Here is a 12,894-nt window from a genome sequence, read left to right as displayed (position 1 = left end):
AGGCGAGCCCCACGCGGCCGGTAAACCCCAACCCGCCCCCAGGGTCCTGGTCACGGAGTTCGGCGGCGGAGGGTCACGGCGCCCAGGAGGAGGGAGACCACGGTGAAGGCGGCGATGACGGTGACGTCCAGCGTGAGGGTGGTGGTGAACTCGGCGCTGAGGCTGATCTCCCGCATGCCTTCGACCGCGTAGGAGAGCGGCAGGACGTCGGAGATCGCCTGCAGCCACGACGCCATGCCCTCGCGGGGGATGATCAGCCCGCACAGCAGCAGCTGCGGCAGGACGAACGCGGGCATGAACTGGACGGCCTGGAACTCCGTCCTGGCGAACGCGCTGGCGAACAGGCCGAGCGACATGCCGAGGAGCGCGTCCAGCAGGGAGACCAGGACCAGCGAGCCGAGCGAGCCGTTCAGGTCGAGGCCGAGCCACGTCAGCGAGATCACCAGCACGACGCCGACCTGCACCAGTGCGATCAGGCCGAACGCGAGGGCGTAACCGAGCAGCAGGTCGAGTTTGCCGAGCGGCATCGTCATCAGCCGTTCCAGGGTGCCGCTCGTCCGCTCGCGGAGCGTGGCGACGCTGGTCACGACGAACATGACGATGAACGGGAACAGGCCGAGCAGCATGGGCCCGATCTCGTCGAAGCGCCGCGGGTCGTCGAACACGTACCGCAGCAGGATCATCAGCAGGGCCGGCACGCCGATCAGCAGGCCGAGGGTGCGGTGGTCGTGTTTGAGCTGCGCCAGGATGCGCCGCATCGTGGCGAACGTGATCGCGAGACTCATGTGGGGGTCCCCGCCTTCTCGGCGATGAGGTGGAGGAACGCTTCTTCGAGGTCGGACCTGCCGGTGCGGGAGCGCAGGCCGTCCGGTGTGCCGTCGGCGAGGATGCGGCCCTCGCGCATGAGGAGGAGCCGGTCGGTGCGGCCGGCCTCGTCCATGACGTGGCTGGACACGACGAGCGTCGCGCCTTCGTCGGCCAGTTCGCGGAACAGTTCCCACAGCTCCTGGCGCAGTACCGGGTCGAGGCCCACGGTCGGCTCGTCCAGGACGAGGATTTCGGGGGCGCCGAGCAGCGCGACGGCGAGGTTGGTGCGGCTGAGCTGCCCGCCGGACAGCGTCGCGGCCGTCTGGTCGCGGCTCGACCCGAGCCCGACCTCGTCGATGACGCGGCCCACGTCGGTGCGCGGCGCGCCCAGGACGGACGCGAAGTAGCGCAGGTTCTCGGTGACGGTCAGGTCGGCGTACACGGCCGGCGTCTGCGTCGAGTAGCCGATGCGCCGCCGCAGGCCGGCCGATCCCGCGTCGTCGCCCAGGACGGTCACCGTGCCGCTTTCGACGATCTGGACGCCGACCAGCGCCCTCATCAGGGTGGTCTTCCCGCAGCCGCTCGGGCCGAGCAGTCCCACGATCGAGCCGCGCGGCACGTCGAAGGTGAGCCCGTGCAGCACCTCTCGGCGGCCGCGTACGACCCGCAGGTCCCGCACGCTCACCGCCGGACTAGAACTCATCATGTGTTGAATTTAAGCGGACACGGGTGTCCGGTCAAGGGGGCAGCGGGGTCTTTCCGGTCGGGAAGCGCGGGAGGTTCAGGAAGCTCAGGAGGTGAGGTAGCGCTGAAGGGTCGGGGCGACCAGCTCGATCAGTTCCTCTTCGGAGGCGGAGGCCATCGGCTCGATGCGCAGCACATAGCGCAGGATCATCAGGCCGATCATCTGCCCGGCCGCCGCCTGGATGGCCAGCGACGGGGCCTCCGTGGCCTGCTTGGCCCGTCCGAACACGGCGGACGCGATGAACTCGCGCATCAGCGTCGCCGCCCGCTCGTTCGTCATCGCCGAACGGAGCATGCCGAGCAACGGCGCGCGGCGCTCTTCGTCCCGCCACACGTCGAGGAACGTGCGGACCATCAGCTCGCCGAGCCGCTCCCTGGGGAAGGACATGATGCGCGGCAGCAGGACGGACGGGTCCAGCGGAAAGCGCATCGCCTCGATGAACACGCCCTCCTTGTTGCCGAAGAAGTGGTGGACGAGCGCGGGGTCGACCCCGGCGGCGCGGGCGATGGCGCGCAGCGAAGCGCCGTCGTAGCCCTTCTCGGCGAACAGGTCGCGCGCCTCGGCGAGGATCTTCTCGCGCGTCTCCGTCGGGCCGGGACGCCGCCCCGGGCCCCGCGACACGCCCGGTCCGGTCACCTCACGCCCCGGCGGGTGACCTCTCCGGCCGAGGTGACCTCCCAGGTGTGGGGCGCGGCGGCGAGGTGCAGGCGGGCGAACGCCAGCGCCTCGGCGAGATCCTCCATCCGCTCGACCCGGGTGGACGCGCGGCGCGTATTGATCTCCAGGACGATGTGCCCGCGGAAGCCGTCCTCGGCGAGGTTCTCCAGCAGCGTCCCGCACGGCTGGTTCCCCCGGCCGGGCACGAGATGCTCGTCCTTGTTGGTGATGCCTATGCCGTCGGCGAGGTGGATGTGCCGCAGGCGATCCCCCAGGCTTCCCGCCATTTCGAGGGCGTCGGATCCGGAGACGGCGGTGTGCGACAGGTCGATCGTCACATACGGGAAATCCTGGTCGACGGGATTCCAGTCGGGCAGGTACATGCCCGCTTCGGCGCCGCGCGCCTTGAGCGGGAACATGTTCTCGACCGCGAACAGCACGTCCGTCTCTTCCTGCATGCGGGCGAGGCCTTCGACGAACTCCTTGGCGTAGTCGCGCTGCCACCGGAACGGCGGATGGACGACGATGACCTCCGCGCCCAGTTCCTCCGCGACCTCCTTGGAGCGCACCAGCTTTCCCCAGGGCTCACGTCCCCAGACCCGCTGGGTGAGCAGCAGGCAGGGCGCATGGATCGACTTGATGGGGACCTGGTGGTAGTCCGACAGCCGGCGCAGGACGTTCAGGTCCTGGGACGAGGCGTCCATGGAGACCATGACCTCGATGCCGTCGTAACCCAGCAGGGCGGCGATCTCGAACGCGCTCGGTACCTTCTCCGGGTACACCGACGCGGTGGAGAGTGTGATCGGCGCGTCCGGTACGCGGAGGGCCGGTGATGAGACGCCGTTGTGCTGCGGAGTCAAGGCTTCCTCGCCAGGAATGGTCGCTCGGTGATGTTCATAGGGGCGATGTACGCAAGGGAAAGCCTATGCGGCCCCGCCGGTGATGAAACCCTCGCCCCACGTGATCCTGCTTGCTCTGCGCGCCCCTGACCGCTCCGCCGGGGCCCGTGGTGACGGCTAGTGGCTACCCTATGTTCCCGTGGCCGAGATCGCCCGGGGCGCCGTGCCGAGCCCCAACATCTGGAACTCGCCCCAGATCTACGAGCTGGAGAACCGTGCCGTCGACCCCGATGGCGTCCTCGCGGAGGCGATGCGCGCCATCCGCCCGTGGAAAGGGGCCGACGTCCTGGACCTCGGCTGCGGCACCGGCTTCCACCTGCCGTTCTTCGCCGAGGACGCGAACCGGGTGATCGGCGTGGAGCCGCACGCGGGCCTGGCCTCGGCGGCCGCGCGCCGGACGCGGGACCTGCCCGGCGTCACCGTTCGTGTGGGCACCGCCCAGGCGTTGCCGCTCCCGGACGCCTCGGTCGACGTCGTCCACGTCCGCTGGGCGTACTTCTTCGGCCCGGGATGCGAACCGGGCCTCGCCGAACTCGACCGGGTCGTCCGGCGCGGCGGCGCGATCTTCATCATCGACAACGACGCCACGCGATCCACGTTCGGCCGCTGGTTCAGGCGGAGCCTGCCGAAGTACGACCCCGACGCCGTGGAGCGGTTCTGGACGCGGCGCGGCTTCGCCCGCGAACCCCTGATGATCCGGTGGTCGTTCCAGAGCCGGGACGACCTCGCGGCCGTCCTGCGGATCGAGTTCCCACCCGACGTCGCCGACGCCTGCCTGCGCGAGCAGGACGCAAGGGAGGCGCCTCTTGAGGTGGACTATGCCGTTAATTTGTGGTGGCGTTGCCCCTGAAGTTACTGACTGGTCGGTCATTGCCGGAACGGAGGAGCGGACCATGGGCCGTGCCACCAGGACGAGCCGCGTCGCTCTCGAAGGAACGGCCTCCCGGGGCCGGGGCGCCACCCGGGGCGGCCTGCGCGGCGTCCTGGCCGCCACGGCGCTCGGCGCGGCCGGCGCCGGAGCCGGGCTCGCCGTCCAGCGCCGCGCCATGCGGCGCCTGCAACTGCGCCCCGACCCCTACGCCGGTGAGCCGTTCGGGTCCCTGCGCGGCCGCCCCGTCCCCGTCCGCGCCGACGACGGCACCCGCCTGTACGCCGAGATCGACGGCGACGACCGCACCGACCTCGCCGTCGTGTTCTGCCACGGCTGGACGCTCACCCAGGACTCCTGGCACTTCCAGCGCAAGGCCCTGCGCGGCCTCGGACGCCTCGTGTTCTGGGACCACCGCGGCCACGGCCGCTCCGACGGCGGCGCCCGCGACGGCTACGCGATCCCCCGCCTCGCCGCCGACCTCGCCGCCGTCATCGACGCGACCGTCCCCGCGGACACGCCCGTCGTCCTCGTCGGCCACTCCATGGGCGGCATGACGATCATGCGCTATGCCGACGAGCACCCCGATCTGGCCGGCCGCAAGATCGTCGCCACCGCGCTGCTCTGCACCTCGTCCGGAGGCTTCGGCGAGGTCACCCTCGGCATGCCCGCCCTCCTCGCGCGCACCGGCCACCGCGTCCTCCCCCGCGCCCTCGGCGCCCTGGGCGCGGGCTCCGGCGCCATCGAGAAGGTCCGCCACCTCGGCCGCGACTCCGCCACCCTCATCGAGGACCTGGTCGCCTTCGGCCCCGACGCCAGCCCGGCGGCCGTCGCGTTCGCCGAGCAGATGATGACCGAGACCCGGATGGACGCCTTCGTCGACTACCTCCGCTCCATGATCACCACTGACCTGATCAGCGACTGCGCGTCCCTCACCGGGGCCGAGAACCTGGTCATCGGCGCGGAGAACGACATGCTCACCCCCGTCGAGCACAGCCTCAAGATCGCCGGCTGCGTCCCCGGCGCCCGGCTGGAGGTCGTCCCGTCCGCCGGCCACATGGCCATGATGGAACGCCCCGGCACCGTCTCCGACCACCTCGGCGACCTCGTCGAACGCGCGCGGGCCAACGGCAGTGTCTTCGGCGCCAGGTCCCGGGGGGCCTGACGCCGAAGCCACTGCGTGCGATCGCTGCATCGCTCCGGCTCGCCCAGAGGCTCGCTGCGCGATCGGTTTCGCTCCGCTCGAAACCGCCTTCGGACGCGATCGCGACGGCCCATGTCGTCGCGTGGCCGAGGCCATGGCTGATGTAGGTGCCGTCGTTTGACCGACGCTGTCGGACCTGGGCTCTACGCTTTCGGCGCATGGCGAAGGCTAAGACTGCGAAGGCGACCTACCGGTGCTCCGAGTGCGGCTGGCAGACGTCCAAATGGGTGGGGCGCTGCGGCGAGTGCCAGACGTGGGGGACGGTCACCGAGGCGGCGTCCGCGACCCCGGCGCGGGTCGTGTCGGCCGGGCCGGTCAGCGCGCCGGCGCGGCCGATCGGGCAGGTGGACGTGCGGTCCGCGCAGACGAGGCCCACCGGCCTGGACGAGTTGGACCGGGTCCTCGGCGGCGGCATCGTGCCCGGTGCCGTGCTGCTGCTGGCGGGCGAGCCGGGCATCGGCAAGTCGACGCTCCTGCTGGAGGTCGCCGCGCTGGCATCGACGCAGTCGGACGTTCCCGCGCCCCGCGAGGCGGACGACCCGGATAAGCCAGGCAAGTCAGACAAGCCGGACAACGGGCATGTCCTGTACGTGACGGGCGAGGAGTCGGCGGAGCAGGTGCGGCTGCGCGCCGACCGCGTCGGGGCGATCACCGACAAGCTCTACCTCGCGGCGGAGTCGGAACTGTCCGCCATCCTCGGGCATATCGAAACCGTGCGGCCGGGGCTGCTCGTGGTCGACTCCATCCAGACGATCGGCACGTCCGAGGCGGACGGCGCCCCGGGCGGCGTCACCCAGATCCGGGAGGTCGCCGCCAACCTCATCCGCGTGGCCAAGGAACGCGGCATCACCGTCGTGCTCGTCGGCCACGTCACCAAGGAAGGCGCGATCGCGGGGCCCCGGCTCCTGGAACACCTCGTCGACGTCGTCCTGTACTTCGAAGGCGACCGGCACTCGCGGCTCCGCATGATCCGCGCCGTGAAGAACCGGTACGGGCCGACCGACGAACTGGGCTGCTTCGACCTGTCCGAGGTCGGCATCGTCGGCCTGCCCGACCCGAGCGGGCTGTTCCTCACCCGGCGGGACGAGGCCGTCCCCGGCACCTGCGTGACCGTCACCCTGGAGGGCCGCCGCCCCCTCGTCGCCGAAGTGCAGTCGCTCGTCGCGAAATCGCACCTGCCGGCGCCGCGGCGCGCCACGTCGGGGCTGGACACCTCCCGCGTCGCGATGGTCCTCGCCGTCCTCGCCCAGCGCTGCAAGATCTCCATGCACGAGCAGGACGTGTACGTCTCCACGGTCGGCGGCGTGCGGCTCACCGAGACGTCCGTCGACCTGGCCCTCGCGCTGGCCGTCGCGGGCGCCTCCGTCGAGCAGGCGCTGTCCACCAGCCTGATCGCGCTCGGCGAGGTCGGCCTCGCGGGCGAGGTCCGCGTCGTGCCCGGCGTGCAGCGGCGGCTCGCCGAGGCCGCCCGGCTCGGGTTCAAGCACGCCGTCGTCCCCCGCGGCTCCCTCGAACTCGCCGACGGATCCCCGCTGAAACGCGCCGATCCGCAGCTCACCAGCTACGAGGGCATGAAGGTCATGGAGGTCGACAGCCTGAAACAGGCCCTGCAGGTCTCCTTTACGGCGCCGTAACGCGAGTCACGCCAGAGTATTACTTCATGGGACCCACGCTTGCGACCAGGGGAGGAACCAGCGCGCGGCCCTCCTCGGTAAACTGACGCCGTCCAGCGACCTCCGGGGGTCAGGTGCCATCACACGACAAGGGTCATGACGAACGACGCCGCGCCACGTTGGCCGCGGTGGCTCCGGGCACCCAGATCCGCGACGGACTCGAGCGGATCCTGCGGGGCCACACCGGCGGCCTGATCGTGCTCGGCTACGACAAGACCGTCGAGGAACTGTGCTCGGGCGGCTTCGAACTCGACGTCGAGTTCTCCGCCACCCGGCTGCGCGAGCTCGCCAAGATGGACGGCGCGATCGTCCTCGACGGCAGCCACAGCCGGATCGTCCGCGCCGCGGTCCACCTCGTACCGGACTCGACCATCCCCACCGAGGAGTCGGGCACCCGCCACCGCACCGCGGAGCGCGTCGCCCGCCAGACCGTCTACCCGGTCATCTCGGTCAGCCAGTCGATGCACATCATCGCGCTGTACCTCGACGGCATCCGCTACGTCCTCGAAGACTCCGCGGCCATCCTCTCCAAGGCCAACCAGGCCCTCGCCACCCTCGAGCGCTACAAGCTGCGGCTGGACGAGGTGTCCGGCACGCTGTCCGCGCTCGAGATCGAGGACCTCGTCACCGTCCGGGACGTCAGCGCCGTCGTCCAGCGGCTGGAGATGGTGCGCCGCATCGCCGACGAGATCGAGGGCTACGTCGTCGAACTCGGGACGGACGGCCGGCTGCTGTCCCTCCAGCTCGACGAGCTCGTCTCCGGCGTCGACGTCGACCGGGAGCTGATCGTCCGCGACTACCCGTCCGACGACACCCGCGCCCGCGGCGTCGCCGCCATCCTGTCGGCCCTGGACACGCTGTCGGCCAACGAGCTGCTCGACCTGTCCACCGTCGCCGAGGTCATGGGCTTCGCCGGACCGGACGCCCTCGACCTGCCCGTCAGCCCCAAGGGGTTCCGGCTCCTCGCCAAGGTGCCCCGGCTGCCGAGCATGGTCATCGAACGCCTCGTCGAGCACTTCGGCGGCCTGCAGAAGCTCCTGGCCGCCAGCATCGACGACCTTCAGGCCGTCGGCGGCGTCGGCGAATCCCGGGCCCGCAGCGTACGCGAGGGCCTCTCCCGCCTCGCCGAATCCTCGATCCTGGAGCGGTATGTCTAGTGAGCGGCGAATCCGCCCCTGAGCGCTTCCAGGGGCCGTCGACGCGGCGGTCAACGCAGGCGGAAGATCTGCTTTTTGACCTTCTTGCCCTTTAGGTCGGCTACGTAGGTACCGGGACGGGCCGGGGCCTCGCCGTCGCAGCCGCGCCTGCGGTCCCAGGTGACGGTGTCGGCGTACGGGACGCCCCGCTTGAGGTCCTCCTTGGGCGAGTCGCCGTGACGGCATTCGGCGGACGACCAGAGGTGATCCGAGCCCGACGTGATGCGGACGTCCAGCGAACCCGTGTCGAACCTGCAGGAACCCCTCCCCGTGTTCACGACCGTGATCCGGAACTCGGGCCGGTCGGAGCCCGCGAAGGCGCTCCCGGCGGCCGACATGGTGAAGACGAGGTCCTTGTCGTCGCATGGGCCGCCGTCGGCCACCGGTCCCGGCTCCGGCGTGGTCGTCATGGTGACGGTGACAGTCGGCATCACGGTCGGCGGCGGCGCGGGGCTCGTGCTCTCGCCCGCGTCCGCGTTCCGGACCGGCTCGTCCGCGTCACCGGTGCACGCCCAGGCCAGCAGGCCGACCGCGCCGAGCACACCGGCCAGGGCGACGGCACGGCGCCGCCAGTATCGATCGAGTCCAGAACCGTCCGGGTCACGTTCAGTGCTCGCCCCCATACGTTAAGTATGCATTCAGTGATCCGGAAAGAGGGGACGACCCGCCGCGTGCCACAATGGCGGCGCGCCATGAACCCCGTCCTCCAGCCCCCGCCCACCACCGATCAATCGACGACCTCCGCTCGGATGCCGAACTCCGCCTACACCGCCCCGATCCTTGACTGGTACGAGCTGAACGCCCGGGACCTGCCGTGGCGTGCGCCGGACGCGACCCCGTGGGGCGTCCTGGTCAGCGAGATCATGCTCCAGCAGACCCCCGTCTCCCGCGTCCTGCCCGTCTGGGACGCCTGGATGGCCCGCTGGCCCACACCGGCCGCGCTGGCCGGCGAACCGTCCGGCGAGGCCGTCCGGGCCTGGGGGCGGCTCGGCTACCCGCGCCGCGCGCTGCGCCTGCACGAGAGCGCCCGCGCGATCACCGAGCGGCACGGCGGCGAGGTCCCGTCCTCGCATGAGGACCTCCTGGCGCTCCCCGGCATCGGCGCCTACACCGCCGCGGCCGTCGCCAGCTTCGCGTTCGAGCAGCGCCACGCCGTCCTCGACACCAACGTGAGGCGCGTCCTGGCCCGCCTCCTGTCCGGCGACGAGTACCCGCCGAGGTCGCAGACGAAGGCGGAGGTGAAGCTCGCGGAGGGCCTCCTCCCCCTCGATCCCCCGACCGCCGCCCGCTGGGCCGTCGCCGTCATGGAACTGGGCGCGCTGATCTGCACCGCCCGCGCTCCCCGCTGCGCCGACTGCCCGGTGTCCGGCGAATGCGCGTGGCAGCTGGCCGGACGTCCCGCCTACGACGGGCCGCCGCGCCGGGGGCAGACGTACACGGGCACCGACCGCCAGTGCCGGGGACGCATCCTCGCCGTCCTCCGGGACGCCGAAGGCCCGGTCGCGAAACCGGCCCTCGACGTCGTCTGGTCGGACGCCCCCCAACGCGAACGCGCCCTGGACGCCCTCATCGCGGACGGCCTTATCGACCCCCTCGACGACGGCCGCTACGCCCTCCCCACCTGAACCGGGCGCGAACGGCGACGACAGCCCACGGAATCGGCTTCCCGCCGTCCCGATGGACATCGTCCCCCTCTTCACCAAGGCTCGCCTGGGCGGGACGCGGCCTTGTCTGAGGCGCCGTGGTGCGGGCGCCCTTGCGTCAGGGCAGGGCGATACCGGCCCTGTGCGCCTGCAGTTCGGAGCGGACGAGTTCGAGGAGCCGGCCGACCCAGTTACGGCCCTGCTCGCCGTACGTCCTCCAATGGTTGGAGCCGAGACCGGTATAGCCGATCGGGGCATCACCCGTCCCGATGAGAATGTCGGCCAACTCCGGATGCTGGGCGTACTTGGCCCGCAGGAGGCCCGCCATCACCGCCGTCCGAACCTGTGGCCAGTTCTCGACGCGGGACGCGCCCTCCGCGATCTCCTGGGCGCCGTAGGGAGTCTCCGCCGTGCGAATCCGCTCACGGACGTCAGGGTCAGCGGTGGACATCGCCCAATAGGCGTGCTTCACCGACGGGTAGACAACAGACCCGATCTCGATGGGGGACGGATATTCGTTCTGAAGGGTGTACAAGCCGACGTCCTCGGGCGGGCCCTGGGGGAACACCCTTCCGCCGATATGGATCGCGCCCGCAAGTTGCTCCGGATCGTCCGCCGGGCGTTTGGCCTGATGCTCGGCGCGGGCACGGTCGCGGTCGGCGAAGTACTCCAGCGCCCACTCACGCATCGCTTCCGTGACGGTGTCGTCGTCCTGGAACCATCCCCCGATGGGCGGGTCACCGATGTCGGTGCACAGATAGATCAGCGGACGGTCCTTGTTGTCCATGTCGCCGAGCGAATAGTGGCGTTTGTGCTCGGGAATCGCCAGATACGCCTCCCGCAGCGCCAGCCGGTCCGCCTCGTCCCGCGACTCCAGAAAGCGGTCGAGCGCGGCCAGGCACCGGTCCGTGGAATCGGGACGGCCGTCCAGCTTCTCGATGTCGTCGGCCACCTCACCCAGCAGCATTTCCGCCGTGAGCCCGAACATCGGCTCGGCGACCTTCCAGCGGCCCAGCTCGAACGCGCTGACCTCACCGCCCTCCGGCACCTCCGTCACGACCCAGCCGCTGTCCAACTTTCCGCGGAGGCCGTCCAGGTCGACCCATTCCCAGCAATGGATCGCTCCGTCCGCGAACACGAGCAGGTTCGTGAGGTGGTACGACATGTTGTGGATGAAGATCGGGCGCGCGACTCCTTCGATTCGCCGGCCGTCCTCAACGCGGTGGATTCGGTTCAGCATGATGGTCACGGACTCCTAGGGGGCTGCCAGCCGTCCAAGTACGCGGATCTCACTGTCAGTTCGTCGTCGGGCAGTTCGACACGGCACCCGGGGCAGGCGCTCACCGGCCGAATCATGGCCGGGCCGTACCGCACGGGTCAACGCGAATAAGGGTTGGAGGGGCGATGCGACAAGCCCGTACTGTACGGCCGTGCGCGATTTGCTGAGCCTGCCCAAGACCCATCTGCACGTCCACCTGGAGAGCACTGTCCGGTGGGCCACGCTTCAGGAGATCGGCGCCGCCAACGGCGTGGAAGTGCCCCACGACGACGTCCCCTTCGGGAACTTCGCCGCTTTCTTCGCGCAGAACGACCTCGTCCGCGCCTGCCTGCGCCATCCCGGCGACTTCCGGAGGGTCGCCTACGAGTTCTGCGAGGACGAGGCCGCGCAGGGCACCCGCTACGCCGAGGTGTCGTTCACGGCCGCCGGCCACGGCGAGCGCCTGGGCGACCTCGACATGCCGCTGGCGGCCGTCCTGGAGGGCTTGGAGGCCGGACAGGAGGCGTTCGGGATCGAATGCCGCCTCCTCCTCGACCACTCCCGCCGCCGCTCCGTCGAACGCGCCTGGCGGACGCTCGACCTCGCGCGCCGCCATGACGGCGTCGTCGCGATCGGCCTCGCGGGCGACGAGGCCCGCCCCGGCGACCCGTTCAACGACGTGTTCGCCGCCGCCGAGGACGCGGGCCTGCACATCGTCCACCACGCGGGCGAGGGCGCGGGCCCGGCCAGCATCCGGCACGCGATCGGCCCCGGCCGCACCGAGCGTCTCGGCCACGGAATCCGCGTCCTGGACGACCCCGACCTCGTGGCCGAGATCCGGGAACGCGGAATCCCCCTCGAAGTGTGCCCGTCGTCCAACGTCGCCCTGGGTTTCGCCGCCTCCCTCGACGACCACCCCCTTCCCCGCCTCCGTGACGCGGGCCTGATCGTGACCCTCAACACCGACATCCCCGCCCTGATCGGCACCCCCCTCGCCACCGAGTACGCCCGCGTCCGCGACGCCTTCGGCTACGACGACACCGCCCTCGCCGACCTCGCCCACGCCGGCGTCGACGCCTCCTTCGCCCCCGCCGAAACCAAGACCCGCCTCCACCAGGACATCAAAGCCTGGCTAGCCCGACACCCCTGATACCTCCCGCAACCAGAGCGGCAGCGCAGCCTTCGCGGAGGAAGAAGTCGGTGGCGGCCCGCCACCGCGCCCGCGTGCAGACGAACGCCGCCCAGCGACCAACGGCCGCGGAGCACGAGGCTCAAAGCCTGGCCAGAGGGCCCGCGCGGATCTCGCGGAGGAAAGGGTCGGTGTCGTCCTGCCATTGGGCCGGTGTGCGGACGACCGGGTGGACGGGGAGGCCCAGGCGGGCGGCCGACTCCTGGGCTGCGTCGTGGGCGGCGGCGCGGTCGATTTCGCCGATGACGAGGATTTCCACGTCGGTGGGCTGGTCGCCCGGGACGCCGTCGTAGCGCGCCGCCCAGGCGCCGAAGAGGTACACGTCCTGGACGGTCCGCAGGTGCCCGAATTCTTCCGCCGCCACCGCCGCGGGGCCGAACGTCAGCATCAGCAGGCGGGTGAGCGGCTCGTACAGGGGGCTCTCGGTGTTGCGGGTCACCAGGCGGCCGGCCAGGGTGCGGCGCAGGGTGAGGAGGTCGGCCCGCGCCAGCCGCTCCACCTCGCGCATCACGGACGCGAGGTCGACGCGGAGCATCACGGCGAGGTCGAGCATCGACGCCTCGCGCTCCGGGCCGAGCAGCAGACGCGCGAGCAGTTCGCCCTGCAGGTGCGACCGGAAGATCGGGAGGCGGGCGGGCGCCCGGGCCCGCACGTCCCGCAGAAACGCCCGTGTGACGTGCTCGTCCCCCGCCGGGGCGCGTCTCGCGCGCCACCCGGGCTCCGCCGCCGAACCGACTGCATTCGATCGCATGTTC

13 protein-coding genes are annotated in these 12,894 nt (G+C 71.0%); 6 read left to right on the top strand and 7 right to left on the bottom strand.

Annotated features, from left to right (window positions below; genetic code table 11):
* Window positions 1–50: 50 nt before the first annotated feature.
* The 4 genes from ACTWPP_RS14185 to ACTWPP_RS14170 form a co-directional block, all read right to left on the bottom strand.
* The gene (locus tag ACTWPP_RS14185; RefSeq protein ID WP_443104701.1) at window positions 51–785 is read right to left on the bottom strand and encodes an ABC transporter permease; all 735 of its coding nucleotides are present in this window, start codon (window positions 783–785) and stop codon (window positions 51–53) included.
* Window positions 782–1,492, bottom strand: coding sequence for an ABC transporter ATP-binding protein (locus ACTWPP_RS14180; RefSeq protein ID WP_443104700.1), 711 nt, complete (start codon window positions 1,490–1,492; stop codon window positions 782–784). The genes ACTWPP_RS14185 and ACTWPP_RS14180 overlap by 4 nt, the downstream gene beginning before the upstream one ends.
* 105 nt (window positions 1,493–1,597) lie before the next feature.
* A complete protein-coding gene (locus tag ACTWPP_RS14175; RefSeq protein WP_443104699.1) occupies window positions 1,598–2,173 on the bottom strand; it encodes a TetR/AcrR family transcriptional regulator in 576 nt (191 codons plus the stop codon).
* An 11-nt stretch (window positions 2,174–2,184) separates the two neighbouring features.
* On the bottom strand, window positions 2,185–3,069 hold the full coding sequence (locus tag ACTWPP_RS14170) for a sugar phosphate isomerase/epimerase family protein (RefSeq protein WP_443104698.1): 885 nt from the start codon (window positions 3,067–3,069) through the stop codon (window positions 2,185–2,187).
* Window positions 3,070–3,247: 178 nt separating this feature from the next.
* Between ACTWPP_RS14170 and ACTWPP_RS14165 the strand changes: the two genes are divergently transcribed.
* The 4 genes from ACTWPP_RS14165 (at window position 3,248) to disA (ending at window position 8,010) form a co-directional block, all read left to right on the top strand.
* Window positions 3,248–3,958, top strand: a complete 711-nt coding sequence (locus ACTWPP_RS14165; RefSeq protein ID WP_443104697.1) for a class I SAM-dependent methyltransferase — start codon at window positions 3,248–3,250, stop codon at window positions 3,956–3,958.
* A gap of 43 nt (window positions 3,959–4,001) precedes the next feature.
* Window positions 4,002–5,141 carry an alpha/beta fold hydrolase gene (locus ACTWPP_RS14160; protein ID WP_443104696.1) on the top strand — a complete coding sequence of 380 codons (1,140 nt, stop codon included), beginning with the start codon at window positions 4,002–4,004 and terminating at the stop codon, window positions 5,139–5,141.
* A gap of 197 nt (window positions 5,142–5,338) precedes the next feature.
* Window positions 5,339–6,814 carry a DNA repair protein RadA gene (locus ACTWPP_RS14155; RefSeq protein WP_443104695.1) on the top strand — a complete coding sequence of 492 codons (1,476 nt, stop codon included), beginning with the start codon at window positions 5,339–5,341 and terminating at the stop codon, window positions 6,812–6,814.
* A gap of 113 nt (window positions 6,815–6,927) precedes the next feature.
* Entirely contained in the window at window positions 6,928–8,010 is a 1,083-nt protein-coding gene (gene disA, locus ACTWPP_RS14150) for a DNA integrity scanning diadenylate cyclase DisA (protein ID WP_443104694.1), read from the top strand.
* Window positions 8,011–8,060: 50 nt separating this feature from the next.
* Here disA and ACTWPP_RS14145 read toward each other — a convergent pair whose 3' ends face one another.
* The gene (locus ACTWPP_RS14145; RefSeq protein ID WP_443104693.1) at window positions 8,061–8,672 is read right to left on the bottom strand and encodes a hypothetical protein; all 612 of its coding nucleotides are present in this window, start codon (window positions 8,670–8,672) and stop codon (window positions 8,061–8,063) included.
* 126 nt (window positions 8,673–8,798) lie between these two features.
* On the opposite strand from ACTWPP_RS14145, the gene ACTWPP_RS14140 reads away from it, so the two are divergent.
* Window positions 8,799–9,674 (top strand): A/G-specific adenine glycosylase, encoded by an 876-nt coding sequence (locus tag ACTWPP_RS14140; RefSeq protein ID WP_443105104.1) that lies wholly within the window; start codon window positions 8,799–8,801, stop codon window positions 9,672–9,674.
* Window positions 9,675–9,810: 136 nt separating this feature from the next.
* Here the strand turns inward: ACTWPP_RS14140 and ACTWPP_RS14135 are convergent, their stop codons facing one another.
* Window positions 9,811–10,932 (bottom strand): NADAR family protein, encoded by a 1,122-nt coding sequence (locus ACTWPP_RS14135; protein ID WP_443104692.1) that lies wholly within the window; start codon window positions 10,930–10,932, stop codon window positions 9,811–9,813.
* Window positions 10,933–11,122: 190 nt separating this feature from the next.
* On the opposite strand from ACTWPP_RS14135, the gene add reads away from it, so the two are divergent.
* Entirely contained in the window at window positions 11,123–12,100 is a 978-nt protein-coding gene (gene add / locus ACTWPP_RS14130) for an adenosine deaminase (RefSeq protein WP_443104691.1), read from the top strand.
* Window positions 12,101–12,221: 121 nt separating this feature from the next.
* Here the strand turns inward: add and ACTWPP_RS14125 are convergent, their stop codons facing one another.
* A complete protein-coding gene (locus ACTWPP_RS14125; protein WP_443104690.1) occupies window positions 12,222–12,890 on the bottom strand; it encodes a hypothetical protein in 669 nt (222 codons plus the stop codon).
* Window positions 12,891–12,894 lie beyond the last annotated feature (4 nt).

This window comes from Actinomadura sp. 3N407, from assembly GCF_052245875.1.
Lineage (GTDB): Bacteria > Actinomycetota > Actinomycetes > Streptosporangiales > Streptosporangiaceae > Spirillospora.
Note: the sequence above shows the minus strand (reverse complement) of the source record. Positions and strands in the feature narration are given on the sequence as shown.

Coding starts and splice junctions, on each gene's coding strand:
- ACTWPP_RS14185 (WP_443104701.1), bottom strand. CDS start 785: ATGAGTCTCGCGATCACGTTCGCCACGATGCGGCGCATCCTGGCGCAG.
- ACTWPP_RS14160 (WP_443104696.1), top strand. CDS start 4,002: ATGGGCCGTGCCACCAGGACGAGCCGCGTCGCTCTCGAAGGAACGGCC.
- ACTWPP_RS14155 (WP_443104695.1), top strand. CDS start 5,339: ATGGCGAAGGCTAAGACTGCGAAGGCGACCTACCGGTGCTCCGAGTGC.
- ACTWPP_RS14145 (WP_443104693.1), bottom strand. CDS start 8,672: ATGGGGGCGAGCACTGAACGTGACCCGGACGGTTCTGGACTCGATCGA.
- ACTWPP_RS14140 (WP_443105104.1), top strand. CDS start 8,799: ATGCCGAACTCCGCCTACACCGCCCCGATCCTTGACTGGTACGAGCTG.
- ACTWPP_RS14135 (WP_443104692.1), bottom strand. CDS start 10,932: ATGCTGAACCGAATCCACCGCGTTGAGGACGGCCGGCGAATCGAAGGA.
- ACTWPP_RS14125 (WP_443104690.1), bottom strand. CDS start 12,890: ATGCGATCGAATGCAGTCGGTTCGGCGGCGGAGCCCGGGTGGCGCGCG.